The 22,673-nt window shown below is 62.1% G+C and carries 18 protein-coding genes, 4 tRNA genes and 2 pseudogenes; 17 read left to right on the plus strand and 7 right to left on the minus strand.

Features of this window, described 5'->3' with window-relative positions:
• Nucleotides 1–1,467: 1,467 nt before the first annotated feature.
• From ACRQFC_RS04660 to ACRQFC_RS04670, 3 genes are all read right to left on the minus strand, one after another.
• Nucleotides 1,468–1,543, minus strand: a tRNA-Phe gene (locus ACRQFC_RS04660).
• Between the two features lie 39 nt (nucleotides 1,544–1,582).
• Nucleotides 1,583–1,656, minus strand: a tRNA-Asp gene (locus ACRQFC_RS04665).
• A gap of 25 nt (nucleotides 1,657–1,681) precedes the next feature.
• A tRNA-Glu gene (locus ACRQFC_RS04670) sits at nucleotides 1,682–1,754 on the minus strand.
• A gap of 271 nt (nucleotides 1,755–2,025) precedes the next feature.
• On the opposite strand from ACRQFC_RS04670, the gene ACRQFC_RS04675 reads away from it, so the two are divergent.
• The 4 genes from ACRQFC_RS04675 to ACRQFC_RS04690 all read left to right on the plus strand — a co-directional run bounded on the left by ACRQFC_RS04675 (nucleotide 2,026) and on the right by ACRQFC_RS04690 (nucleotide 6,386).
• Nucleotides 2,026–4,062, plus strand: coding sequence for a mechanosensitive ion channel family protein (locus ACRQFC_RS04675; protein WP_435728866.1), 2,037 nt, complete (start codon nucleotides 2,026–2,028; stop codon nucleotides 4,060–4,062).
• A complete protein-coding gene (msrB, locus tag ACRQFC_RS04680; protein WP_284897538.1) occupies nucleotides 4,034–4,510 on the plus strand; it encodes a peptide-methionine (R)-S-oxide reductase MsrB in 477 nt (158 codons plus the stop codon). The genes ACRQFC_RS04675 and msrB overlap by 29 nt, the downstream gene beginning before the upstream one ends.
• 86 nt (nucleotides 4,511–4,596) lie before the next feature.
• Nucleotides 4,597–5,394, plus strand: a complete 798-nt coding sequence (locus ACRQFC_RS04685) for an endonuclease/exonuclease/phosphatase family protein (protein WP_284897537.1) — start codon at nucleotides 4,597–4,599, stop codon at nucleotides 5,392–5,394.
• Between the two features lie 65 nt (nucleotides 5,395–5,459).
• Complete coding sequence (locus tag ACRQFC_RS04690) at nucleotides 5,460–6,386, plus strand: AEC family transporter (protein ID WP_284897534.1); 927 nt, start codon at nucleotides 5,460–5,462, stop codon at nucleotides 6,384–6,386.
• Nucleotides 6,387–6,538: 152 nt separating this feature from the next.
• Here the strand turns inward: ACRQFC_RS04690 and ACRQFC_RS04695 are convergent, their stop codons facing one another.
• Together ACRQFC_RS04695 and ACRQFC_RS04700 are read right to left on the minus strand one after the other, a co-directional pair.
• Nucleotides 6,539–8,020: an AI-2E family transporter gene (locus ACRQFC_RS04695; protein WP_320753843.1), complete on the minus strand. Its 1,482-nt coding sequence runs from the start codon at nucleotides 8,018–8,020 to the stop codon at nucleotides 6,539–6,541.
• A gap of 175 nt (nucleotides 8,021–8,195) precedes the next feature.
• Nucleotides 8,196–8,903: a hypothetical protein gene (locus ACRQFC_RS04700; protein WP_284897530.1), complete on the minus strand. Its 708-nt coding sequence runs from the start codon at nucleotides 8,901–8,903 to the stop codon at nucleotides 8,196–8,198.
• 106 nt (nucleotides 8,904–9,009) lie between these two features.
• Here ACRQFC_RS04700 and ACRQFC_RS04705 point away from each other — a divergent pair, with 106 nt between their 5' ends.
• The 5 genes and pseudogenes from ACRQFC_RS04705 to ACRQFC_RS04725 all read left to right on the plus strand — a co-directional run bounded on the left by ACRQFC_RS04705 (nucleotide 9,010) and on the right by ACRQFC_RS04725 (nucleotide 11,554).
• Nucleotides 9,010–9,324, plus strand: a complete 315-nt coding sequence (locus tag ACRQFC_RS04705) for a DMT family transporter (protein ID WP_284897528.1) — start codon at nucleotides 9,010–9,012, stop codon at nucleotides 9,322–9,324.
• On the plus strand, nucleotides 9,324–9,692 hold the full coding sequence (locus ACRQFC_RS04710; RefSeq protein ID WP_284897525.1) for a DMT family transporter: 369 nt from the start codon (nucleotides 9,324–9,326) through the stop codon (nucleotides 9,690–9,692). The genes ACRQFC_RS04705 and ACRQFC_RS04710 overlap by 1 nt, the downstream gene beginning before the upstream one ends.
• A 55-nt stretch (nucleotides 9,693–9,747) precedes the next feature.
• Entirely contained in the window at nucleotides 9,748–10,449 is a 702-nt protein-coding gene (locus tag ACRQFC_RS04715; protein ID WP_284897522.1) for a hypothetical protein, read from the plus strand.
• Nucleotides 10,427–10,609: pseudogene (locus ACRQFC_RS04720) on the plus strand (helix-turn-helix domain-containing protein); the annotation flags it as partial. The gene ACRQFC_RS04715 and the pseudogene ACRQFC_RS04720, both read left to right, overlap by 23 nt.
• 264 nt (nucleotides 10,610–10,873) lie before the next feature.
• Nucleotides 10,874–11,554 (plus strand): ImmA/IrrE family metallo-endopeptidase, encoded by a 681-nt coding sequence (locus ACRQFC_RS04725; RefSeq protein ID WP_435728870.1) that lies wholly within the window; start codon nucleotides 10,874–10,876, stop codon nucleotides 11,552–11,554.
• On the opposite strand, the gene ACRQFC_RS04730 is transcribed toward ACRQFC_RS04725, so the two are convergent.
• Nucleotides 11,549–11,625, minus strand: a tRNA-Lys gene (locus ACRQFC_RS04730). The two genes, ACRQFC_RS04725 and ACRQFC_RS04730, sit on opposite strands and share 6 nt — an antisense overlap.
• Nucleotides 11,626–11,835: 210 nt before the next feature.
• Between ACRQFC_RS04730 and ACRQFC_RS04735 the strand changes: the two genes are divergently transcribed.
• From ACRQFC_RS04735 to pstB, 8 genes and pseudogenes are all read left to right on the plus strand, one after another.
• On the plus strand, nucleotides 11,836–12,462 hold the full coding sequence (locus ACRQFC_RS04735; protein WP_087069757.1) for a hypothetical protein: 627 nt from the start codon (nucleotides 11,836–11,838) through the stop codon (nucleotides 12,460–12,462).
• Between the two features lie 224 nt (nucleotides 12,463–12,686).
• A pseudogene (locus ACRQFC_RS04740) lies at nucleotides 12,687–12,971 on the plus strand (GNAT family N-acetyltransferase); the annotation flags it as partial.
• 261 nt (nucleotides 12,972–13,232) lie between these two features.
• A complete protein-coding gene (locus ACRQFC_RS04745; protein ID WP_407706214.1) occupies nucleotides 13,233–15,944 on the plus strand; it encodes an RNA degradosome polyphosphate kinase in 2,712 nt (903 codons plus the stop codon).
• A 66-nt stretch (nucleotides 15,945–16,010) separates the two neighbouring features.
• Nucleotides 16,011–16,964: an NUDIX hydrolase gene (locus ACRQFC_RS04750; RefSeq protein ID WP_284890309.1), complete on the plus strand. Its 954-nt coding sequence runs from the start codon at nucleotides 16,011–16,013 to the stop codon at nucleotides 16,962–16,964.
• Nucleotides 16,965–17,220: 256 nt separating this feature from the next.
• Complete coding sequence (gene pstS, locus ACRQFC_RS04755) at nucleotides 17,221–18,333, plus strand: phosphate ABC transporter substrate-binding protein PstS (RefSeq protein WP_035276844.1); 1,113 nt, start codon at nucleotides 17,221–17,223, stop codon at nucleotides 18,331–18,333.
• 42 nt (nucleotides 18,334–18,375) lie between these two features.
• On the plus strand, nucleotides 18,376–19,488 hold the full coding sequence (pstC, locus tag ACRQFC_RS04760) for a phosphate ABC transporter permease subunit PstC (RefSeq protein WP_180948672.1): 1,113 nt from the start codon (nucleotides 18,376–18,378) through the stop codon (nucleotides 19,486–19,488).
• Complete coding sequence (pstA, locus tag ACRQFC_RS04765) at nucleotides 19,488–20,657, plus strand: phosphate ABC transporter permease PstA (protein WP_435709940.1); 1,170 nt, start codon at nucleotides 19,488–19,490, stop codon at nucleotides 20,655–20,657. The genes pstC and pstA overlap by 1 nt, the downstream gene beginning before the upstream one ends.
• Before the next feature lie 23 nt (nucleotides 20,658–20,680).
• Nucleotides 20,681–21,460, plus strand: a complete 780-nt coding sequence (gene pstB, locus ACRQFC_RS04770) for a phosphate ABC transporter ATP-binding protein PstB (protein WP_320756048.1) — start codon at nucleotides 20,681–20,683, stop codon at nucleotides 21,458–21,460.
• A 200-nt stretch (nucleotides 21,461–21,660) separates the two neighbouring features.
• Here the strand turns inward: pstB and ACRQFC_RS04775 are convergent, their stop codons facing one another.
• Nucleotides 21,661–22,671 carry an inorganic phosphate transporter gene (locus ACRQFC_RS04775; RefSeq protein WP_435734646.1) on the minus strand — a complete coding sequence of 337 codons (1,011 nt, stop codon included), beginning with the start codon at nucleotides 22,669–22,671 and terminating at the stop codon, nucleotides 21,661–21,663.
• Nucleotides 22,672–22,673 lie beyond the last annotated feature (2 nt).

Below are 22,673 nucleotides of genomic sequence, written 5' to 3' on the forward strand. Positions count from 1 at the left end.
ACGACGCCGCTACCTGCCACGAGTAATCCGCCAGCAATAAGCGCTGCGGCCCCGGTGGAAGCTCCCGAGTTTGCCAGGCGTTCCATCGGCTGATCGGCCGTGGGTGTGACAGGGGGCTCTACCGAAGGGGGCTCTGACGGTGCGGGTGTAGCGGATGGTGTTGCCGACGGCGTAACTGTTGGCGTGACCGTAGGGGGTGATGTAGGTGTCTCCGTCGGCACGGGTGTAGCGGATGGTGTTGCCGACGGCGTAACTGTTGGCGTGACCGTAGGGGGTGATGTAGGTGTCTCCGTCGGCACGGGTGTTGCTGACGGTGTAACTGTTGGTGTGGCCGTGGGTGACGGCGTCGGTACCGAAGAAGCCGTCGGCGTCGCGGACGGTGTAGCAGATGGCGTGGGTGGGGTCGGAGGTTCAGGCGTTACTGGCGGTATCAGCGGCTCCGGGGGATCCTCATCATCCGGCGGAGGGGGAAGATCGGGCAGGTCTGGTGGTGTGGGCTCGGGCATCGGATCGTGGAAATTGGGTTCCGGCGGCTCGGGGTAATCGGAAGGATCCGGCAAGGGAGGAAACTCCGGCTCGGGATCTGCCGGTGTTGGCGGTACTGGTTGCCCGGCCGGATCGGGTACAGGCTGTGCCGGCACGAGCGGGACAAGTGGCGTAACCTTTTTGCATTCGGGCCGGGTTGGATCGGTGCCCTCTTCCTGGCATGACTGGTTGCCCGGCTTGGCTGGCGCGTTGCCCTGTGTGGCGCTGGCAGTTGCTGCTGGAACAAGGAAAGCTAAGGCGGCGATAATGCCAAGATTGATGACGCGTTTCATAAAATGACGTCTCCCCCTTCGCAATAAACATGTGTTTTAAACGAGTAGTCAACCCCGGGGGGGGGGTGCTCAATTGCTAATAATAGCGTGGGGGTGGCCTTAACTTTATAAAAATCTACCCAAAAGAGATTGTGATACTGAATACGGTTCTTAGTTAGCTGTGAGGGCGCTCGAGTCGGAGCTACGGGTAGGGGTGGGCAGTTCCTCGAACGGGGGGCTAATAGACAAATGGTGGGTCTTATACCGGGAGTTTGCCCTGTCATACCAACGAAAAGTCGGCCTTATTGAGGTCGGGCACCTCAATAAGCTTGCTTCCTTGACATCCGTTGCGTGACATGCCTTGACGGAAAACTCGTTCCGTCCGGGCTGCCATGCGCCACAGCCACGGGGTGGGCAGAGGCGTCAGAGCCGCTTTCTGGGCCGTGTAGGCGCCATAGTGCGCGTTAGAGACACGAAATCGGGGACAAACGGTGCTCTCCCTCGCACTTCGTTTGTGTACCCGATTCGTACGGATCTGATCCGGATCCAAGCCAACGACACGCCGTCATTAGACCCACTTTTTGTCTATTAACCCCGAACGGGGGCACCAAAGTGGAAAAAGGAGATTGCGTGAATGCTAGAAAATGGTGGTGTAGCAAGGGCTTGGAGGTGGTGGCTCCGACCGGCGTCGATCCGGTGACCTTTCGATTTTCAGTCGAACGCTCTACCAACTGAGCTACAGAGCCGAAAGAGAAACACCCGGTTTCCCGGGCGTTCTTCCTTCGCGACCCCGACGGGACTTGAACCCGCGACCTCCGCCGTGACAGGGCGGCGCGCTAACCAACTGCGCTACGGGGCCATTTGCTAGGCAAATAACCGTCGCGTACCCCCAACGGGATTCGAACCCGTGTTACCGGAGTGAAAGTCCGGCGTCCTAGGCCTCTAGACGATGGGGGCTCAAGAACGTTGTTCTCAAAGCGTCCCCGCTGAGGGAACGGGTATAAGCTTACGTAGGATTCCAGGTCTTAGCAAATTGAACGAGGGTGTTCTCGATCACCAAGCGAGTTTTCCGCGGTAATCCGCGCCTTTCAGGGAGGTGGCCACGCTGCGCGGGGGCGGCGTCGTACCAGATAGGAGCCTTGTGGGCGCTTCCCGGCGGTCTCACGCCGGAGGCGAAAGGAGTTCGACGCCGCTTTTTCTGTCGTAGCCACCTACTAGGCTTTCAGACATGAACGCATCGGTACTCGCGGTGGCCCCGGCCGCCTGGAAAACGCTCTCGCTCGCGCCCTGGCTGCGGGCGGAAAGTGAGGCGCCCACGCCGGAACCCACCCCCACCTCGGATCTGCATGAAGTTGCCGAACAAGCCGTGGCCGCCACGGTTGATATCGCGCAGCTGCTCGGGGTGTGCCTGCTGGGTGCCCTCATCGGTTGGGTGATCGCCGTGGTTATCGTGGCGGTCGTCAAGGCCGGTTTCCGGCGCCATACCGGGCTTATCGATGTGGTGCGCGGCATTCAAGTGCCTGCCCAATTCACCCTCGCGGTGGTGGGCGCGCGCTTCGGGCTGTTCTCCTATATGGAGAATTTCCCGGAACAGGATCGGCCTAATTGGTCACCCGTGCTCAAACACCTGCTGCTGCTCCTCATTATCGCGGGCCTGACCTGGCTGCTTGTCGGCGTGGTGAACGGGGCAGCACGCTCCTACCTGAAATTTGTGGAGCGGGTCGCGGAAACGCGCTATCGGCGGGTGCAAACGCAGCTGCAGATTCTGCGGCGCCTGGCGGTGGCCCTCATTATCGTGATCGGCCTGGCTGCCATGCTCATGACCTACCCGGGTGCAAAAGCCGCCGGCGCCTCACTTTTCGCCTCCGCGGGCGTGATCTCCCTGGTCGTTGGTATTGCTGCGCAATCCACCCTGGGTACGCTCTTCGCGGGGTTACAGCTGGCCTTCTCGGATTCCATTCGCGTCAATGACATCGTCATTTGGGATGGGAATATGTGCACGGTTGAGGAAATCACGCTTTCCTACGTGGTCCTCAAAGTCTGGGACGGCCGGCGCCTCATCGTGCCCTCCAATAAACTCACCTCCACCACGTTCGAAAACTGGAGCCGGCGCGATCTAGACATTATGGGATCGGTGGTCCTCCAACTGGATTGGAGCGCCCCCATCGCGGAACTACGTGCTGAACTTGACCGCATCCTCGCCAATACTGACCTTTGGGATGGTGATACCGGCATCCTCGTGGTGGGGGATGCTTCCACCGCGAACGGCCTACAAGTCTCCGCGATTGTCTCCGCATCCTCACCCGGCGAACTCACCGACCTGCGTAACCACGTGCGTGAAAAGCTCATCGTGTGGTTGCAGACGAACGCCCCGGATGCCTTCCCGCACACCCGTTTTTATAACGACGACGCAGCCTCGTCCGCCCCCGGCACCCTTGCCGCGGAAAGCGACTCGGATCAGCAGGGGACTGACTCGGAGCAGGCAGGAAGCGATGCGGCTGGCGAATCAAGCGAAGCTGAGGGGGAGCCTGAGGAATCCAAGAAATCGGTGGCCGGGAACTCTGGTGAGCGTGCCGAATCTGAGGAACTCGCGCAGTCCGAGGCGCACGCGAAATCCGAGAAGCGTACGAAAACTGAGAAGCGCACGAAATCTGAGAAGCGCACGAAATCTGAGAAGCCGGCCAAGCCCGCGGCTCGCCCGGTCACCCGCACCTCCATCGGTGCCCAAGAACAAACCGAGCCGGATACCACTTTCGACCCGCAGGACTACCAAGAAACCCGCGTTCTCTCCGCATCCGATATTGAAGCAGCGGTGCGCCCGGAGCGGGTACCGGTAGCCAGCCGGCCCGAAAGCCCGGCCGGTGGGGAAGGCCCGGCCACCCGTATCCGGGAAGGCCACGAAGCCTCGCTGTTCACCGGATCCATCCAAGCCGAAAAACGCGGCCAAGAATTCTCCGGCCCGGGTGCCGACGTCCTGGCAGAACGGGAACATAATGCCGCGCGCCGCACCGGCCAGCAAGAACCCGTCCACGAAGCTGGCAAAGTCCCCTCAGAATCATCGGCGCCTCCCACCGCCGTCTTCCCGGCCGTATCCGAAGAAGTAAGCGAACCCGACGCCGCCAAGCAAGCTGGTACCGCCAAACAAGCTGGCGCACCTAAGCAAAGCGACACCGCGAAGCAGCCAGAAGCCGCTAAACAAAGCAGCGACAATGAGGAAACTGAAGAAAGGAAAAGTCATGGCACGGATGCTCCCGCAAAGCGATGAAGAATGGGCCCGGGTCCTCACCCCGGCCGAATTTACGGTCCTGCGCCAAGCCGGAACCGAAGCGCCCTTCACCGGCGAACTCCTGAACGAAAACCGCGAAGGAATCTACCGATGCCGGGCCTGCGGGGCAGAACTCTTCCGCTCCACCACCAAATTCGATGCCGGATGCGGCTGGCCCAGCTTCTATGACCCCTCCCGTAGCGACGCCGTGCGCACAGACGTCGATTACAAACTCGGCTACCCCCGCACCGAAGTCCGGTGCGCCACCTGCGATTCTCATCTCGGGCACGTCTTCCCCGACGCACCCCACACACCCACCGGCCAGCGCTACTGCATGAACTCCGTCGCGCTCACCTTCGAACCCGAAACCCAGCCCGCAGCAGGCTCCAGCACTGACCCCGCACCCGGACCGCTATCCGATTCCGCAAACACGTCCACAACCGCATAGATTCGGTAGAATCACCCGTGTTGCACACCGCACCCAAGGGATCTCCCGGGTGACGGTGTCCACCGGGTCGCGACAAAGGAGAAACCATGCCGAGCCTTCATGTCATGTCCGCTAACCTCCAACAAGGTAAGCCCTCACGGCGCCCGCGCCCGGGCACGGACAAAGTGACATGGCAGCGGGAATCCATCAGCAAAGCCATCCGGCTCATCACCGCCGCAGGCCCGGAACTCCTCGCCCTCCAAGAAGTCAAAGTCACCACCGCCGGCGGAGACCTCTACGCACCCCTCCTCGCCGCCGGCAACTACCACGAAGCCATCTTCGCGCCCACCAAAAATGAGCGCGGCCGCCTCCGCGCCACCAAAAAAGGAGAAGCACGCGGGGTCGGCACCGCGCTCCTCTCCGTCTACCCCATCGGCGCTCGCGAGGTCATCAACCTCCCCGTCCACCAGCAAGAAACATGGCTGAAAACCCTGCGGACAAATATCGGGATTGGCGAAATCCCCCGGGTTGCGATCCTCGCCGAAATCAAGGTGGCGCCAGGGTACTCCGTCGTCGTTGCCGCAACGCACCTCACGTACACGTACCGCCTCAACGTCACGCAACTACGCACCGTAACCGGAGCCCTCGCCGGATTCGCCCAGCGCTATGGGCTAGAGAACGCCCCGCGGCTCATCATCGGCGACCTCAATATCCGCGGCTGCGAGGTGCCACTCGCGGCAACCGGATTCGAAGCCGCCGCCGAAGCCCTCACCTACCCCTCCGATGAGCCAGAAAGCCAAATCGACCATATCCTCGGAACCGGGGTTGAGGTGCGGGCCGCGGAAAACCTCTTCCTGCCACTCTCCGACCATCGCGCCCTACGCGCTACTGCAGTCTGGAAATAGGGCCACACCTCCACGCTCGAGACGCACCCTCGCGCCTGGAAAACTCTGTCTACACTAGTGCTGTTATGGCCTCAGTACTGCTCAACTTTTGGGTGATTATCGCGATCATGCTCGTCGGCTACCTCGTCGCGCGCTGCAAAATCGTACCCCCGGGAAGCGACCGCACCCTCACCCAGCTGGTCTTCTACACCACGCTGCCAGCGCTCATGTTCACCACGCTCGCCAACTCCAACCCGGCATCCTTCTTCGGAGTGAACGGGCTCGCGAATATCATCTCCTCGGTAGGCACCGGACTCATCTACACGGCCCTGGCCGCCACCCTGCTCAAAAGCCGGGGCACCGAACTCACCGTCGGAGCGCTCGTTGCCTGCTATACCAATATCGGCAACCTGGGCGTGGCCTTCCTCGTGGCCATCACCGGCGACCCCACCCCCGCCGCACCCATCCTGCTCTTCCAAATCCTCGTGATGGTGCCGGTTTTCTTCTCCATCTTCGACAACCAAACCGGCAAGAAAACCGAAGGGCTGTGGCGCACCATCCTCTCCCGCCTCAAAAACCCGCTCCTCATCGCGGTCTTCGCCGGACTCATGGTCGCCCTCCTCAAGATCCCCATCCCGGAACTCATTTCCGCGCCCCTCGAAAAAATGGCAGGCGCAAACGTGCCCATTATTCTGCTGGCCATGGGAATGTCCCTGCGCGGCGCGCGCCTACCTCGCTTCGGGCGCGAAAGTGCACCCCTCATGCTCGGCATCTTCTGCCGCCTCATCCTCGGGCCGCTCATCGCCTTCGGCGCCGGCTACCTCCTGGGAGCGCGCGGCGAAGCCCTCATGGCCATCGCCATCATCGGGGCATTTCCTACCGCCAACAACGTCTTCGTCTACGCGCACCGCTACCGCTCCGGCGTGACCATGGCCCGCGACGCCGTCATCATCACCACGGTCGGCTCACTCCTCGTTATCCTCCTCATTACCGTTATCGCGCAAACGGTATAAGGGCGACTTTGGTTGAGGCCGCCCGTGCGGGGAACGCGTCGAACGGTAGACGCGCTTTCGGTATGAGGGACCGCTCCGTCGCGCCATGAGGCCACCGCGGCGGAGTGACCTGCCACGGAGCTACTGAGCTATTGAGATCCTCTGCTGGGCTACTACCCCTTGACCGGGTTGTAATCCGGGCCGGGTTCCTCCCCATCCACCTCGAAATTCGGCTGGTCGAAAGCATAATCCGGGTCCGGAGCCGCGGGCGTGGGAGAATTAATATCCGCGTTATCGACCACGCGTTCCTCCCCGCCCAAGGTGTGCGACGCCGCCCTCGCCGTGACCGGCGAGGGAGATTCCTCAGCGCGGGTATTGAGCTCCTTCGCGTTGTATTCCAGCAGCTGCTTGGCCACCGCGGTCCCCGCCAAATCGCGCAGATCCAATTCGGGAAGCTCCGTGAGCGGCTTATCCGGGGTGCGGCGCAGCACCTTAAACACTTCCCACACAATCGAAATCAGCGGAATCACAATAATCGCGCCCAGCAGCCCGGCCACAAAAGTACCGGCCGTCACGCCCACCGCAATCACCACCGGGTGGAGCGAGACCTGATGGCCCATAATGAGCGGCTGGAGCACATGCCCCTCGAACTGGCCGATCAGCGCCACGCCCACCAGCACCACCAGGGAAATAACCACGCCCTTCGTAGCCAGAGCCACCAGCGCCGCAATAATCATGGCCGCTGGCGCACCGAACAGCGGAATAAAGGCACCGATGACCACGAGCGTCGCCAGGGGAGCGGCCAGCGGCACCCCGCACGCCACCAGCAGAATCGCGGCCATCACGCCGTCGCATAGCGCAATAAGAATAGTGCCGCGCGCGTAACCGGAGAAGCTGTACCACCCGGCAGTGGCCGCCGCGTGAGTGCGCCGCCGCGCCCGATCCGGGAGCACATTAATAAACCACAGCCACATATTTTTCCCGGCCGCCAGGAAGAAAATCGAGCAGAAAAGCGCCAGCGCGATCAACGTGAAAGCCAAAGCCACCGTGCCGGCCTGCGAAAGCGCCGTCGACGCAATATTTCCCGCGTTATTCTGCAAGTACGTAGCCGCACGTTCGATACCCTCGTTCAGGCCTTCGCGCAGCTCATCGACCGTAATATTAATCGGAATCGGCCCGTTCGCAATCCAATTAAAAATGCCATCCAGACCGCGTTGCATCTGCTCGGACAGGCTCGACCACTGATTCGCCACCGAATCAATAATCCAATAAATAATCCCGCCCAGCGCCGCGAAAAGCCCCAGCAGCGCCAGCGCCGTCGCCAACGCCCGCGGCATAATCCGATCCAAAAGATTGACAATCGGATGCAGGAGCGACGTCATAACCAGGCCGAGGAACACCGCCACCAGCACCCACTGCACCGAGGCCGCCATGTGGAAAATACCCCAAATGGCAATAACCACGCCGATGAGAAGCCAGGCGCTCACGCCCCACGTCACCAAAACCGGCTGCACCCCGGCCGGATGAATCTCCACAACAGTGCGCTGCGAACGCCCGCCGCTATCAGCCGGGTCCTTCGCGTAACGCTCCACGGCCTCTTCGGCCACGCGCTCAATCTGTTCGCGCCGCGACACCGCCGAGCGAATCCGATCCATCAGGGAGGGTGACTTCTTTGATTCCTTCACAAGCTTTAGCTTACTGAAGAACGGCCCGCGCCGGGCACGTTACGGCGCGGGCGTTAGTGCGCGGGCACGTTACGGTGCGGTGGCGTGCCGTAACGTGCCGGGCGCGCTGCGCGCGGTGGTACGACGCCGCCGCCTCCCCGCCGCGCTACTCATTCGGCCGCAGCAGGTCAATTTCGCTTTCCAGCCACTCGGCGAGCTCACCGGCGGCAATATGCGCATCGATCTCCACCTGCTCATCGGGCTCCTCAATGCCGACGAGGAAAGCCTCCCCGCATTCCCCGAACGGCACCGCGATGACCTCGCCATCCTCGCTGCCCGCCCACCAAAACTCCGGGCTGTAGCCGGCGGCGGCCAGAGTCTCCCACACCACCCGGGCGCGCTCCTCATATTCGGGAGTGAAACGCCCCACCGGCGTACTCCACGCATCGGGCAAACCGTCCGGAATACGCGGGAACACCGCCGCCGGATCGCGCCCCTCAAGCATCTCATCAGGCACAATACGCGGAGTATCCCGCTCGCTCACCCGCCCGGGTGCCACCGGAGTGAGCTCCAGCTGGCCGTCGGTGAGATCACCCGCCCGGAAGCGAGCGGTCCCCAGGGCCACCACCTGCCCGGCCAGCGCAGCCACATCAACATTCCCCTCGCCCACCTCGGAAAGAAGCGCCACGACCCCGGTGGCGGAAGCATCCACAGGGGTGGCGGACAGCACGAGGGCGGCGTCGTCGGAAAGAATACGGCGCTGCTCCGAGCCGTTCGCGTGCGTGATCGCAACAAGGCAAAAACCCTGCTCGGAAGGGGTGATATCGAGCGCGGCAACGGGCCGGCCGGAAACGGTGAGTGAGGTGATATTCATGCTTCGAGGATACTCCCCGGCGCCCGTGCTAACCTGGGTCCGGGCGCACCAACCGCCGCGGACGAGGGAGCCGTACCCGCCCAGCGCAAAGACGGCCACAATTCTTATGGCGTGGATTATTTTGCTCCTGTCCGGAGCGCTCGAAACGGTATGGGCAGCAGCCCTCGAAAAATCCGAACATTTTTCCAGGCGCGGGCCGGTCGCGGTCTTTCTCCTGGCGCAAACACTCTCCCTGCTCGGCCTGGCCTGGGCCATGCGCGACATCCCCACCGGCACGGCCTACGCGGTGTGGGTGGGCGTGGGCGCGAGCCTCACGCTGGTCTACGGCTGGCTGAGCGGCCAAGAAAGCACCTCGCGCGCTCGCGTGCTGCTACTTATCGCGCTCGTCGCTTCGGTGGTGGGACTCAAGGTGGTGAGCTAATGGCCTGGGTGATTCTGGTAGGTTCCGGTATTTTCGAGGCAATATGGGCGACGGCGCTCGGCGATTCGCGCGGGCTCAGCCGCCCGCTGCCGGCGCTTGTGTTCGGCGTGGCGCTCATTGTATCCATGTGGGGGCTTTCGCGGGCGCTGCGCGAGATTCCGCTCGGCACGGCCTACGCGGTGTGGACGGGGACCGGCGCGGTGCTTACCGTAGCAATTGCGGCCGCGCGGGGAGTGGAGGAACTCAGCGTGCTGAAAGTGGTGTTCCTGTGCGGGGTCGTCGGCGCGGTGGTGGGGCTGCGGGTGGTGGAGCGGGGTGAAGAGCGTGGCGGTAAGGGGCCGGAAAGCCGCTGTTCTACTTCGAAATAGAATCTAGTCCCAATGTTACTTTCCTGCTTATAATATAAGCAGTGGAGGTGTGAGCATGAACGCTGACGATATGTGGGAACTGGGTAACCGCACAGAAAATGAGGTAGGGGCAGTCCTGTTCAACTACCTATCGCTGGCTATTAGTAAGGCTGACCACGCCACTAAAGATTTTCCCGCTGAAGATTACGGTTGGCACCGGTCAATGACCGTTCGGGCTCATTTGGGGCTCGGTCTAGATCAAGGCGGTTTGCCGGGTGGGTATATCGTCGGCGGCAACCGTAGCAGAATGGGGCAGCTCATTATCCTGAACCATGAGCAAAACGTTCGTATTCGTATCCTCAAGGAACGCTGGGATTATCCGGGCGGTATCCCTATTGCCGGCTATAACCGGGCGCGGCGCGATTATTATGAGGTAAATAGCGAGACGCTCAACCGCCAGCTGGCCTTGCCTGTCGTTGATCCGCAGGCGAAGGATATGGAGATAACGAGCGATACTCTCAACCTCATTATGGGCTGGAATTTCAAGGATCCTGAGAATATGGATCAAGGATTTACGGCGCGGCTGGTGGCTCCGCTGGAAGCGGGAGAATACGGTAAGCCTGTCAAGTCCCTCTTTTCCATAGATATCCGTCCGGACACAAGTATTGCGTACAATGAGTTAGTTTTCGCGCAGGGGGACAGTATTCCGAATTGGTTCAATCCCGTGGGCTGGGAGGAAGAGAACGAGGCAAGCGATGGAAGGGCCAGTCTTTTATAGCGAGCGTTTGGAGCTCCTCAAAGATCTTGAAGCTCTCACGCAAACCGAGCTTGCGGAAGTCTTGGGGGTGCGGCAGTCCTTTATTTCGCAGATCGTCAACCAAACTCGCCCGTTTCCGGACGGTCTTGCCGCGCGAGCCAGTAGCGTCTTCAAATACCCCCTTACTTTTTTCAGTGTGCCACCCACCGCATTCGATACCGCCGTGGCGACTTTCCGTAAAAAGAGTGCGGCGCCGGCGCGGGCAGAACGGCAGGTGGTCCAGAGCGTCCGCGAAGCCAGCAGGGCATGGAACTACACGTCGAAAGCTTCCGGATTCCGGGAATTTCCGGCTACTTTGAGGGCTAAACATTTCGCGACCCCGGAGGATGCAGCTTCTCACACGCGGAAAATATCGGGGCTGCCGGCAGATGCTCCTATTCGAAATATGACTCAATTCGCGGAAAACCTCGGCGTCGGAGTTGTGCTCAACCTGATGGGTCCGCAGAAAACCCCGGGGCATCTGGGTGCAAGCATTCCCATGCGGGAGAATTCCCGCCCGCTCATTGCGTTGACCAGCCCAACGGAAGGTGGCCGAACTCGCCTCACCATTGCGCACGAATTGGGGCACCTCCTTTTCGACGCCGATCTGCGAGTGCCTATCAGGGGCACCCGTTCCCCGGAAGAAAACCGGGCCTTTGATTTTGCCGGCGCGCTTTTAGTTCCGGAAAAAGTGATGCGCGAGCGGATCGATGAGCACACAACCATGCGCGGATTTTTGGAGGTCAAAGCCGATTACGGGATAAGCGTGGTGGCGCTTATTGTGCGCGCCGAGCGCCTCGCTATCATTAGCGCCGACCGCGCCCGCAGCCTGCATATCCAACTCTCCTCGCTCGGGTGGAAAAAATCGGAGCCGGTCCGGATTGAGGTGGAAAAGCCTTCGCTCTTCGGGCAAGCGGCCGCGCGAGTATGGGGCAGCCGCTCCCTGGCGTTCAAAATGTCCCAAACGCTCGGGATCCCCGCGAAAGCTATCGATATGTGGCTCGGGGATTCGGGTACGGCAGAACCACAGGAGGAACAGGGCGCGATGGATAACGTGGTATCCCTCGACGAGCGAAGAAAATGGTAGGCCCCGTGGGATTCGAACCCACAACCCTTGGATTAAAAGTCCAGTGCTCTGACCGTTGGAGCTAGAGGCCCACGAAGTAGTGTAGCGCGCTTTGGCCCGCTGGTAAAAAATCAGGCGGAATCTGTGTGGAAAGCCGCACTTGCGCGCTGTCGCTCGTCCCGCAACTCCTTTACGTAATCGGCGGAAAATAGCTCGAAGCCGCACTAAGGCTCGCCCTGAAGTGCGACAATAGAAGAGTGAGCGAGCGCACTGGCGCGCCCCGAGCGAGTGGAGGAAAAATTATGGCTAGTAGTTTTCGCCGTCCGGCCCAGATGAAACCGGACCAGCTCGAGTCCATCGAAGGTGAAGCGGACGTCGCCTACCACAGCGAGCTCGCCCACACCGCGGCCCAGGCCCTCCTGCCCGGCGCCGGTTACCACACCGAAGATCCGGAGGTGCGCGCTCGCGTGCTGGACCTTGTCGCCACCGAAGGCATCGACGTCATCGCCGAAGCCTGGGCGCGCTCCCCGGAAAGCACCCTGCCTGGAATGCTGTGGCGCGGCTACTTGCTGCGCGAATGGTTGCGGCGTTTCCCGAACGACGCCGCCGCGCGGCTCACCGCCGCGCGGGAAAAGCTCGGCTCCCAGGGAGCTGACGGCGCGGAGAAACTGGAGAAAACCCCCACCCTCGGAGAAGTGCAATCCAGTTGGGATGAGGTGTTTGCCGGTTCCTTCAGCGGGGACTTCGCTGAGGTGCTAGCCAGCTCGGCCCGCCTGTGTGACACCCTCGCCGAAGTGGATCCGCTTTGGATTCCCAGTGATGAGCACCCGCTGGCCACGCCGGTCACGCGCCGCGATGCGGCGCTGCTGGAAACGGCGCGGGAATTCCGTGCGGCCGGGGCTCGGGCGGTGCGCGGCACGCTCTCGTAGCGGTTTCGTAGCGGAGCGGGGCCGTTCCTGGAGGGGTGCCGGCCGGCCCTTGTGGGACGGCTTGCCCGTTCCGGTAGCGGCGCGGGCCGGCTCGGATATTCACGGTATCGGGGAGGAAGCTCTTGGCTGAGGGGAACTGCGCCGTCGTTCGTTTGCTTGGACGTAACTTTTCTGTCGTAGTCATCGACTACGGTTAAGAGGTAGCAGGAAAAAGGAGCCCTCCTATGAGTATCGTTGCCGGAACACCGCAGCCGGATCAGGCCGCGCTTTTTAACCAGCTCGCCCAAGAATGCTTCGCGGCGGATGGCGTCGCGCCGTTCAGTGAGCAAACGCTTCTGGATATTGCCGCGGGCGCGGAAAGTTCGCGGGTGTGGACTCTCGGGGATCCCGTGGTTGGGGTGGCTCATTCCGGGCGCACCGGGGATGTGGAATTGGCCGTGCGTCCGGAGGCCCGCGGCAAGGGCGCCGGTACGGAATTGCTGCGCACCGTTCTGGATGCGGGGGAAACCGCGGTGTGGGCGCACGGGGATCTGCCCGCCGCCCAGGAACTCGCGGCATCATCCCAGCTCTACCCGGGGCGTACCCTCCTCGTGCTGGAGCGCCCGGTTACGGAAGAAAATCCTGCCCCGGCCCTGTGGACTCTGCCGGGAATCGTGCTGGCGCCGGTGGATCCGGCCGCGGATCTGGAGGATATTGCGCGTCTCAACGCGGAAGCTTTTGCGGATTTGCCCGATCAGGGCCAGCTCACCGCGGAGGATCTGCGTGAACGCATGGAAGCTCCCTGGTTCACTCCGGAACTCTTGGTAACCGCGCGCTGCCAAGGTGAACTCGTTGGCTTTGTGTGGCTCAAGCCGAATGTGCTCGGGGGTGTCACGGCTGAATCCGGTGCGGGCAGCGAATCCGGCGCAGCCGAAGTGAACGCGGCCAGCGAGTCCGGCGCAGCTAGCGAACCGAGCGAAGCGAATGTGCTGGAACTTTATGTGCTCGCGGTGGCCCCGGAACACCGCGGCAAGGGCATCGGGAAACTGCTGACGGCCTGGGCGCTTGTCACCACCGGCTCGCGGGGCTTCTCGCGCTGCATCCTCTATGTTGATGCCGCGAATTCCGCCGCGGTGCATGTCTACGGGAAGGCCGGTTTCACGCAGGCCGAACGGCATGTGCGCTATGAACTGCAACCCGAACCGGCCGTTTCGGCTACCCGCGCCCGCCTGGCGGCCCGGGAGGGCGCCAGTGCCGTGGAACCCACCCCGCATGAAACTTTCCTCCAGGCGGTGCGGCTCGGTTCGCCGGTCTCCACCAAATCCCTCACGGATATGGCCAAGGAATCGCGCAAACTCGCCAAGCGTTCCGCGAAAGCACCGGAAGAATCCCAGCTTCCCGAAGGGCGCTTCGCGGATCGGGAACTCTCCTGGTTGGCTTTCAATGAGCGAGTGCTGGAACAGGCGGAAGATGAAACCCTACCGCTCCTGGAACGCGCGTGGTTCCTCTCCATTTTCTCCTCGAACCTCGATGAGTTCTTCATGGTGCGGGTGGCCGGCCTCAAGCGCCGTATTGATACCGGCATCGGAGTGGTGGCAGCATCCGGCCTCACCCCGCGCCAGGTCATGAAGGGTATCGCGGAACGCACCCATGAACTAACCGCGCGCCAAGCCAAGGTCTACTCGGAAGATATCAAGCCCAAGCTCGAAGGCCAGGGCGTTTTTATCCGCCGCTGGAATGAGCTTGATGCCCAGGTGCAGCAGCGCTTCTCCAAGCTCTTCAAGGATGAGATTTTCCCCGTCCTCACCCCGCTCGCGGTGGATCCCTCTCACCCCTTCCCCTATATTTCCGGGCTTTCCCTCAACCTCGCCGTGGTCCTCAAAGATCGGCGCGGTTCCTCCGCCTTCGCGCGGGTGAAAGTGCCGGATCTGCTCCCGCGATTCCTCATGATCGGGGAAGATGGCACCGCCTACAGCCCGGAAAATGTTCCCGTGGAAGCCGGCAGCGATATTGAATTCCTGCCCCTGGAGGAACTCATCGGGCACCACCTGGGTGAACTCTTCCCCGGGATGGATGTGCAAAGCTACGCCACCTTCCGCGTCACCCGCAATGAGGACCTGGAAGTCGAAGAAGACGACGCAGAAAACCTCCTCACCGCCCTGGAACGCGAGCTACTCCGGCGGCGCTTCGGGCCGGTGGTGCGCCTGGAAGTAGATGAGGATATGGATGATGCCACCCTCAGCTTCCTCCAGAAGGAAATGAGTGTGAGCCCTTCGGATACCTACCGGCTGCCCGCGCCTCTTGACCTGCAATCCCTCGAGCAACTCCACGATCTGGACCGGCCCGGGCTCAAATACCCCAAGTATGTGCCCGTCACGCCCACCGGGCTCACGGATGCTGAATCGGCCAAACCGGCTGACTTCTTCGCGAAGCTGCGCGATCATGATGTGCTGCTCCACCATCCCTACGAATCCTTCTCCACCTCGGTGCAGCAATTCATCGCCCAGGCGGCCGCGGATCCGCAGGTACTCGCCATCAAACAAACCCTCTACCGCACCTCGGGGGATTCCCCCATCGTGAACTCGCTTATCCGTGCGGCCCGGGCCGGCAAACAGGTCCTCGCCATCGTGGAAATCAAGGCACGTTTCGATGAGCAGCGCAATATCGAATGGGCGCGCAAACTCGAGCGGGCCGGGGTCCACGTGGTCTACGGAATGATCGGGCTGAAAACCCACTGCAAGCTCGCGCTGGTGGTCCGTCAAGAATCCGACGGCCTGCGCCGCTATTGCCACGTGGGTACCGGCAACTACAACCCGAAAACCGCCCGCGGCTATGAAGACCTGGGCCTGCTCACCTCCAACCGGGATGTGGGCCAGGATCTCACCCGGCTCTTCAACCAGCTCTCTGGCTACTCTCGGCAGGAACGTTTCCACCGGCTCCTCGTGGCGCCCACCGGCATCCGCTCCGGACTCATCGACCGGATCGAACGCGAAATTGAAAACAAGAACGCCGGCAAACCCGCCTGGGTGAAATTCAAAGTCAATTCCATCGTGGACGAAGCCACCATTGACGCCCTCTACCGGGCCAGCCAAGCCGGCGTGAAAGTCAGCATTCAGGTGCGCGGAATCTGCGCCCTGCGCGCCGGTATCCCCGGGCTTTCCGATAACATCAAGGCCCGTTCCATCTTGGGTCGCTACCTCGAACACTCGCGTATCTACGCTTTTTGTAACGACGGCGACGCAGATGTCTTCATCGGCTCTGCCGATCTCATGCATCGCAACCTGGATCGGCGCATCGAAGCCCTCATCAAGATCACGGACCCGGATATGGTGGACCGCCTGGTGGAACTGGTGGATGTGGCCACCGCGGATACCACCAGCTCGTGGCACCTGGGCCCGGACGGGTGGGTGCGCCACAACCTCAGCCCCAAGGGCCGCCCGCTCGTCGATATTCAGGAGCTGCTCATGAAACAAGCACGCTCCCGCGTGGCAGGAGGGGACTAAAAAGCCCGGGCCGGGGGAATCCCGCGGCCAGCGCATATCCGTACCAACTATGCCGAAGGGGGAGTGATGGGCAGCGTTCATGCTGCGGGCGCCGTTGTGTGGCGCAAAAAAGGTGGCGAATTCCAGGTGTTACTCGTACGCCGGGATAGCTACAAAGACTGGTCCTTCCCCAAGGGCAAATACAAGCCCGGCGAAGGCCCGCGTATGGCAGCCGTGCGGGAAGTCTACGAAGAAACCGGCGAGCATATCGCCCTGCAGCGGCCCCTGCCCTCCATCGGCTACACCCTCTCCTCGGGGAAGAAAAAACGAGTCTTTTACTGGGTGGCCCGCCCGCTCACCCAGCGCTCGCGGCCGGTTGCCGCCCGCCCGGAATTCCCCACCGCCCACCCCGGGGAAATCACCCGGTCACGCTGGATGAACGCGGAAACCGCCCTCGAAAAACTCAGCTATAAAGACGAACGCAGCATGCTCAAACGCGTCCTGAAATACTGGGAGCGCGGAGAACTCACCACCCGCGCGGTGCTGCTCGTTCGCCACGCCCGCGCCCAAAAACGCTCGGCGTGGAACGGAAGCGAAAAAACCCGGCCCCTCACCCCGCACGGAGCCTCCCGGGCCCGCACCATCAGTTCGGTGCTCAGCGTCTACGGAGTGGATCGCCTCGTCTCCTCTCCTTGGCAGCGCTGCACCGCCACCATCGCCCCCTACGCACAGGCCTCCGGAGTCTCCCTCACCTGCGTCGCCGCCCTCACCGAACACTCCCACGCGAAGAACCCCGCCGGAGTACGTAAAACCATCGAGGCGGTCCTGACTGACGCCGGAGCTCCCACGGCGGTCAGCTTGCATCGCCCCACCCTGGGTACCGTTATCGACGTCGTTAAAAAACACGGCGGCCACCACGTAAAAGAAAAGCTCCCCGACGACGACCCCTACCTTAAAACCGGAGAAATCCTCGTCGTCCACATGAAAGGCGACCACGCGGTTGATGTCGAACGCTTCCGTCCCGTCCACACCAAACCCTAGCGGCCGCGCGCCCAGGGGCCGTGTGCCCAGCAGCCAGCGCGCGGGCTGTTCTCGTGGTCACGTCCCATGCACTCAGCGCGCCGCGCACTCGCCCGGTCCCGCGCCGCGCGCACCCAAGCCTGTGAGACATGCTACAAGCCCGTTAACCTTCTGTTTACCTCCGGTGTGGGCCGCCGTAACCCTCGCTTCCTAGGCTCGAACCAGCGAGCGCCGAAACGGGCGTTCCTGAACACGCAAGGATTAAACAGTGAAGACCATGAAGATCTCGGCACTTGCTGGTGCCACCGCTCTTGCTCTGACCCTTTCCGCCTGTGGTGGGGACGCAACGACTTCTGCCACCACCGAAGCTGCCAAGGGTGACGCCACCACCCAGGCCGCGGACAGCGGCTCGAACCTCTCGGGCACCATCTCCGGTTCCGGTGCTTCCTCGCAGCAGAAGGCCCAGCAGGCCTGGCGCGATAACTTCACCATCGCGAACTCGGGCGTGACCGTGAATTACGAGCCCACCGGCTCCGGCACCGGCCGCCAGCAGTTCCTCTCCGGCCAGGTGCAGTACGCCGGCACGGACTCGGCTCTCAAGTCGGAAGAACTCGCCCAGGTTTCCAATACCTGCAAGACCGACGTTGCCGTGGAACTGCCCGTCTACATTTCCCCCATTGCGATCGCCGTGAACCTCGAAGGTGTCAAGGAGCTCAAGCTCGATGCTCCCACCATCGCGAAGATCTTCTCCGGCCAGATCGAAAAGTGGAATGACCCGGCCATTGCCGCCACCAACTCCGGCGTCAAGCTCCCGGACGAAACCATTATCCCGATCCACCGCGCGGAAAAGTCCGGCACTACCGGTAACTTCCAGTCCTACCTGGAAGAAGCCGCCCCCGAGGTCTGGACCTACGGCTCGGAAGAAACCTGGCCGATCCAGGGCGGTCAGTCCGCCGAATCCACCTCCGGTGTGGTCCAGCTGGCCCTCTCCACCCCGAACTCCATCATCTACGCCGACTACTCCCAGATCGAAACCCTCACCCCGGTGAAGGTCAAGGTTGGCGATGAGTTCATCGGCCCCGAACCGGAAGCCGCCGCTCGCGTGGTGGATGACTCCCCGGCCGCCGAAGGTGCCACGGACACCCTCCTCAACAAGGACCTCAAGCGCGACGGCTCCGTCAAGGGTGCCTACCCGGTCGTTATGCTCTCCTACCTCATCGGCTGCCAGGAATACAAGGATGCCTCCACCGGTGAACTGGTCAAGGCCTTCTTCACCTACGTCGTCTCCGAAGAAGGCCAGAAGGCCGCCTTCGCGGCCAACGGTGGTAACGCTCCGATCTCGGACACCCTGCGCAAGCAGGCCATGGCCGTCATCGATACCATCAAGTAAACCAGCGGTTAGACAACCGAATACCCCTATCTGAAAGTCGATATGACTGAACGAGATAACGCAGCCGGGGAGGTTCTTGAGCGTACCGCTCAGGAAACCTCCCCGGAGGTGGGTCAGACTGCAGTGCCGGCCCGCCCGACCAAACGCGCGCGTCGCCGCGTTGCAGACACTACCTTCAACGGCCTAGCCATCGGAGCTGGAGCATTCATCATCCTCATCCTGGGCGCCGTTTTCATCTTCCTGCTCCTCGAGTCATATCCGGCATTCATTGCCGGTAAGGAAGAAATCTCCGGGACAGCAGATTTCACGAAGGGCATGGGCTTCTGGCAGTACGCCGGGGCGGCCCTCTTCGGGACCGTGCTCTCCGCACTTCTGGCCCTGGCCCTCGCCGTACCCTTCGCGGTAGCGATTGCGCTGTTTATTTCGCATTTCGCGCACCGGCGTTTCGCCTCCGTCCTCGGCTACATTATTGACCTGCTCGCGGCCATTCCCTCCGTGGTCTTCGGCCTGTGGGGTATTCGCACCCTCGAACCGATTGTGCGCCCCGTTTTCGAATGGGTCTCCAATGTGCTCACCCCGCCGCTCCAGTGGTGGGTGGATCACGTTCCGTTCATGGGTGAAGAAGGCGGACTGGCCCAATTCGATTGGTGGCCGCTCCAGCCCAGCCTGGTGGCCTTCACGCCGCCGGCTCGTAACATCATGATGGGCGGCCTGGTGCTGGCCATTATGATCCTGCCGATTATCACCTCGCTGTGCCGCGAAGTATTCCTCCAGACCCCGAAGCTGCTGGAAGAAGCAGCGCTCGGTCTGGGCGCCACCCGCTGGGAAATGATCAAGATGACCGTGCTCCCGGTGGGCCGTTCCGGTATCGTCTCCGCGGCCATGCTGGGCCTGGGGCGCGCCCTGGGCGAAACGATGGCACTCCTCATGGTGCTCTCGGCCGGCCTGCAGGTGAACTTCAACCTCTTCTCCCCGGGGCAGCACTCCACCATCGCCTCGCAGATCGCCCTGAACTTCCCTGAAGCTCATCCCGGTCTGCAGCGCCAGGTCCTTATCGGTATCGGCCTCATGCTCTTTGCACTGACCTTCGTGGTCAACTGGTTGGCGCGGCGCGTTCTGGCCCGGTACGCAGAATTCTCAGGAGCGAATGCCTAATGAGTACTGACGTAACACAGACCCCCGCCAGCCAGCCCGACGGCGGCGCGCACGCGCTGCCCGGTAGCGGCACGCAGCCCGGCGGCAACGGCGGCAACGGCCGCGCCGGCAGCACGGACACCGTCACCGAAGGCACCCCGATCTTCGCCTCCGAATACGGCCGCCTGCCCAAGTTCTTCAATTGGGCGGTGCTCGTGGTGTGCATGCTGGCCTCCTGGCTGCTGTTCCACTTCGGCTTCAAAGCGGATTCGCTTTTCGGCGCGGTCCTGGTGGGCTTGCTCGTCTTCTTCCTCGTGATCCGGATTGTGGGATACGCGGTGGAAGGCCCGCGCCGCGGCGCCAACCGCATGGCTACCGTGCTCATCACCAGCGCTTTCGTACTCGCGGTGCTCCCGCTGCTCTCGCTGCTCTACACCGTGATCGTGGAAGCCCTCCCGATCCTCAGCTACTCCTTCCTCAATAACTCCACCCTCGGCATGTCCCTGCCCGGCGCTCAGCCCGGCCTCGGCCACGCCATCGTAGGTACGCTCATTATCACCGGCATCACGGCGCTCATCGCCATCCCGCTCGGTATTCTGACGGCCATCTACCTGGTGGAATACAACAGGGGTGGCTGGTTCGGGCGCTCGGTGACCTTCCTGGTCGATATTATGACGGGCATCCCCTCCATCGTGGCCGGCCTCTTCGCCGCCGCGATTGTCCCGGTGCTCGCGCCCGCGCTCGGGTTCCGCAATGGCATCATGGGCGCCGTCGCCCTTGTTGTTCTTATGACGCCGATCGTGGTCCGCAATACCGAAGAAATGCTGCGCATCGTCTCCAATGAATTGCGCGAAGCATCCTACGCGCTCGGCGTGACGAAGTCCCGCACTATCATCAAGGTGGTGCTGCGGACCGCGCTGCCGGGTATCGTTTCCGGTTGCGTGATCGCCATCGCCCGCGTGATCGGCGAATCGGCCCCGCTGATGATTACCGCCTCCGTCTCGGATACGTTCAACTACTCCTTGTTCAACGGCCCGATGATGACGCTCCCGGTGTTCGTCTACTCGCAGTTCAAGGCCAATAACCTCGACCTGGCCTGGGGCGGCGCGCTCGTCTTGGTGTTTATCGTGCTGGTATTCAACTTGCTGGCGCGCTTGATTGCTCATATCTTCGCCCCGAAGGGCCGCTAACGCGGCAGCCGAAAGGAAAAACAGTGCCTCAGGGAATTAGTGTTCGTAACGAGAGCATTTACTACGGTGATTTCCTCGCCGTGGAGAACGTCAATGTGGATATCAAACCGAATTCGGTGACCGCGCTGATCGGCCCGTCCGGGTGCGGCAAATCCACGTTCCTGCGTTCCCTCAACCGTATGCATGAAGTGATCGACGGCGCCTACGTGACCGGCGACGTCTTCATCGACGGCAATAATATTTACGGCCCCGGGGTGGACCCGGTGACCGTCCGTCAGCACGTGGGCATGGTCTTCCAGCGTGCGAACCCGTTCCCCACCATGTCGATTCGCGACAATGTGCTGGCGGGGATGCGGCTCAATTCGCAGAAGATCAAGAAGTCCGACGCGGAGGAAATCGTGGAGCGCTCGCTGCGCGGCTCGAACCTCTGGGAGGAAGTGAAGGACCGCCTCGATAAGCCGGGTTCCTCGCTTTCCGGCGGCCAGCAGCAGCGCCTGTGCATCGCCCGCGCCATCGCGGTCAAGCCCGAGGTGCTCCTCATGGACGAACCGTGCTCGGCCCTCGACCCGATCTCCACCCTCGCGATTGAGGACCTCATGAACAGCCTCAAAGAGGAATACACGATCGTGATCGTGACGCACAATATGCAGCAGGCGGCGCGCGTCTCGGAAATGACCGGCTTCTTCAATATCGCTGGGACCGGCAAGCCCGGCCACCTCGTGGAGTTCGACCAGACGGAGAAGATTTTCTCCAACCCGACCCACAAGGAAACCGAAGATTACGTCTCCGGGCGCTTCGGCTAAACCGGATAAAAGCTCCGCTGTTTACCTTGCGAACTGTGCCGCGCGGGAACTATCCTGCGCGGCACAGTTGTGTTGTGGATGCTATATGAGTACGACGACGCCGCACCGGCCCGCCGCCTCACTTCTATGTGGCGCGCGCGTGGCGCTGTTCTCGCCCGCTAGTGGCAGCGCCACGGTGCGGGCGAGATACCCGAGTTTGCCTAGATAAGAACCAGGCGCAGCAGCCAGGTGGCCACCGCTGCCAGGGCGCCGGCCGCCGGGATAGTCAGGATCCAGGCGGTGGCAATATTGCCGGCCACGGACCAGCGCACTGCCGAACGCCGCTTCGTGGCCCCGACCCCCATGATCGCGCAGGTGATGGTATGTGTTGTGGAAATCGGGGCGGCCCACACAAACGCCGTCGTATAAAGAACACTCGCGGCCACGCTTTCCGCAACGAAACCGCGGGCCGGATCCAAATCAATAATTTTTGAGCCGAGCGTCTTCATAATGCGGAAGCCACCGGTCGCGGTCCCCAAAGAAATCGCGGCGGCCGCGGCCAGTTTCACCCAGGTGGGGATGCCGTCCTCGAGGTTGTGGAAGCCGCCCGCGGTGAGGGCCAGCACGATCACACCCATGGTTTTCTGGGCGTCCTGGAGGCCGTGCCCGAGGGCTACCATCGCGGCGGAAACCGTCTGGGCGTAGCGGAAACGGTGCATGGTGGTGTGGTAGGGTGCCTCGGTGAGCAGGCGCAACACCACTTTCATAATGAGGTAGGCGAGCAGGAAACCAACCGCGGGGGAAACAACCATCGGCACCACCACGCGGTCGAAAATAACCGCCCAGTGTACGGTGGCCAGCGAAGCGATACCCGCCCCGGCCAGCCCGCCAATGAGCGCGTGCGAAGATGACGAGGGCAGCCCCCGCCACCAGGTAATAAGATTCCAGCCGATTGCCCCGGCCAGCCCGCCGAGCACCAGGGTGAGGCCGGTGATTTTTTCCAGCTCGGTAATATCAACGATGCCCGAGCCGATTGTTTCGGCCACTTTGGTGCCGAGCATCGCGCCGAGGAAGTTCATGACGGCCGCCATCGCGAGGGCCACCCCCGGGGTCAGCGCGCGGGTGGCTACCGAGGTGGCGATGGCATTTGCGGCGTCGTGAAAACCGTTAGTGAAGTCAAAAATGAGGCTAATGACGACGACGGTGCCCACCAAAAAGAGCAACTTGGACAAAA

The organism is Actinotignum inguinis (genome assembly GCF_051265835.1).
Taxonomy (GTDB): Bacteria; Actinomycetota; Actinomycetes; order Actinomycetales; family Actinomycetaceae; genus Actinotignum; species Actinotignum timonense.

What these genes read in the sequence shown, in the direction of transcription:
- ACRQFC_RS04675 (WP_435728866.1), top strand. Translation starts at nt 2,026, where the DNA reads ATGAACGCATCGGTACTCGCGGTGGCCCCGGCCGCCTGGAAAACGCTC.
- msrB (WP_284897538.1), top strand. Translation starts at nt 4,034, where the DNA reads ATGGCACGGATGCTCCCGCAAAGCGATGAAGAATGGGCCCGGGTCCTC.
- ACRQFC_RS04685 (WP_284897537.1), top strand. Translation starts at nt 4,597, where the DNA reads ATGCCGAGCCTTCATGTCATGTCCGCTAACCTCCAACAAGGTAAGCCC.
- ACRQFC_RS04690 (WP_284897534.1), top strand. Translation starts at nt 5,460, where the DNA reads ATGGCCTCAGTACTGCTCAACTTTTGGGTGATTATCGCGATCATGCTC.
- ACRQFC_RS04695 (WP_320753843.1), bottom strand. Translation starts at nt 8,020, where the DNA reads ATGGATCGGATTCGCTCGGCGGTGTCGCGGCGCGAACAGATTGAGCGC.
- ACRQFC_RS04700 (WP_284897530.1), bottom strand. Translation starts at nt 8,903, where the DNA reads ATGAATATCACCTCACTCACCGTTTCCGGCCGGCCCGTTGCCGCGCTC.
- ACRQFC_RS04705 (WP_284897528.1), top strand. Translation starts at nt 9,010, where the DNA reads ATGGCGTGGATTATTTTGCTCCTGTCCGGAGCGCTCGAAACGGTATGG.
- ACRQFC_RS04710 (WP_284897525.1), top strand. Translation starts at nt 9,324, where the DNA reads ATGGCCTGGGTGATTCTGGTAGGTTCCGGTATTTTCGAGGCAATATGG.
- ACRQFC_RS04715 (WP_284897522.1), top strand. Translation starts at nt 9,748, where the DNA reads ATGAACGCTGACGATATGTGGGAACTGGGTAACCGCACAGAAAATGAG.
- ACRQFC_RS04725 (WP_435728870.1), top strand. Translation starts at nt 10,874, where the DNA reads ATGACTCAATTCGCGGAAAACCTCGGCGTCGGAGTTGTGCTCAACCTG.
- ACRQFC_RS04735 (WP_087069757.1), top strand. Translation starts at nt 11,836, where the DNA reads ATGGCTAGTAGTTTTCGCCGTCCGGCCCAGATGAAACCGGACCAGCTC.
- ACRQFC_RS04745 (WP_407706214.1), top strand. Translation starts at nt 13,233, where the DNA reads ATGGAAGCTCCCTGGTTCACTCCGGAACTCTTGGTAACCGCGCGCTGC.
- ACRQFC_RS04750 (WP_284890309.1), top strand. Translation starts at nt 16,011, where the DNA reads ATGGGCAGCGTTCATGCTGCGGGCGCCGTTGTGTGGCGCAAAAAAGGT.
- pstS (WP_035276844.1), top strand. Translation starts at nt 17,221, where the DNA reads ATGAAGATCTCGGCACTTGCTGGTGCCACCGCTCTTGCTCTGACCCTT.
- pstC (WP_180948672.1), top strand. Translation starts at nt 18,376, where the DNA reads ATGACTGAACGAGATAACGCAGCCGGGGAGGTTCTTGAGCGTACCGCT.
- pstA (WP_435709940.1), top strand. Translation starts at nt 19,488, where the DNA reads ATGAGTACTGACGTAACACAGACCCCCGCCAGCCAGCCCGACGGCGGC.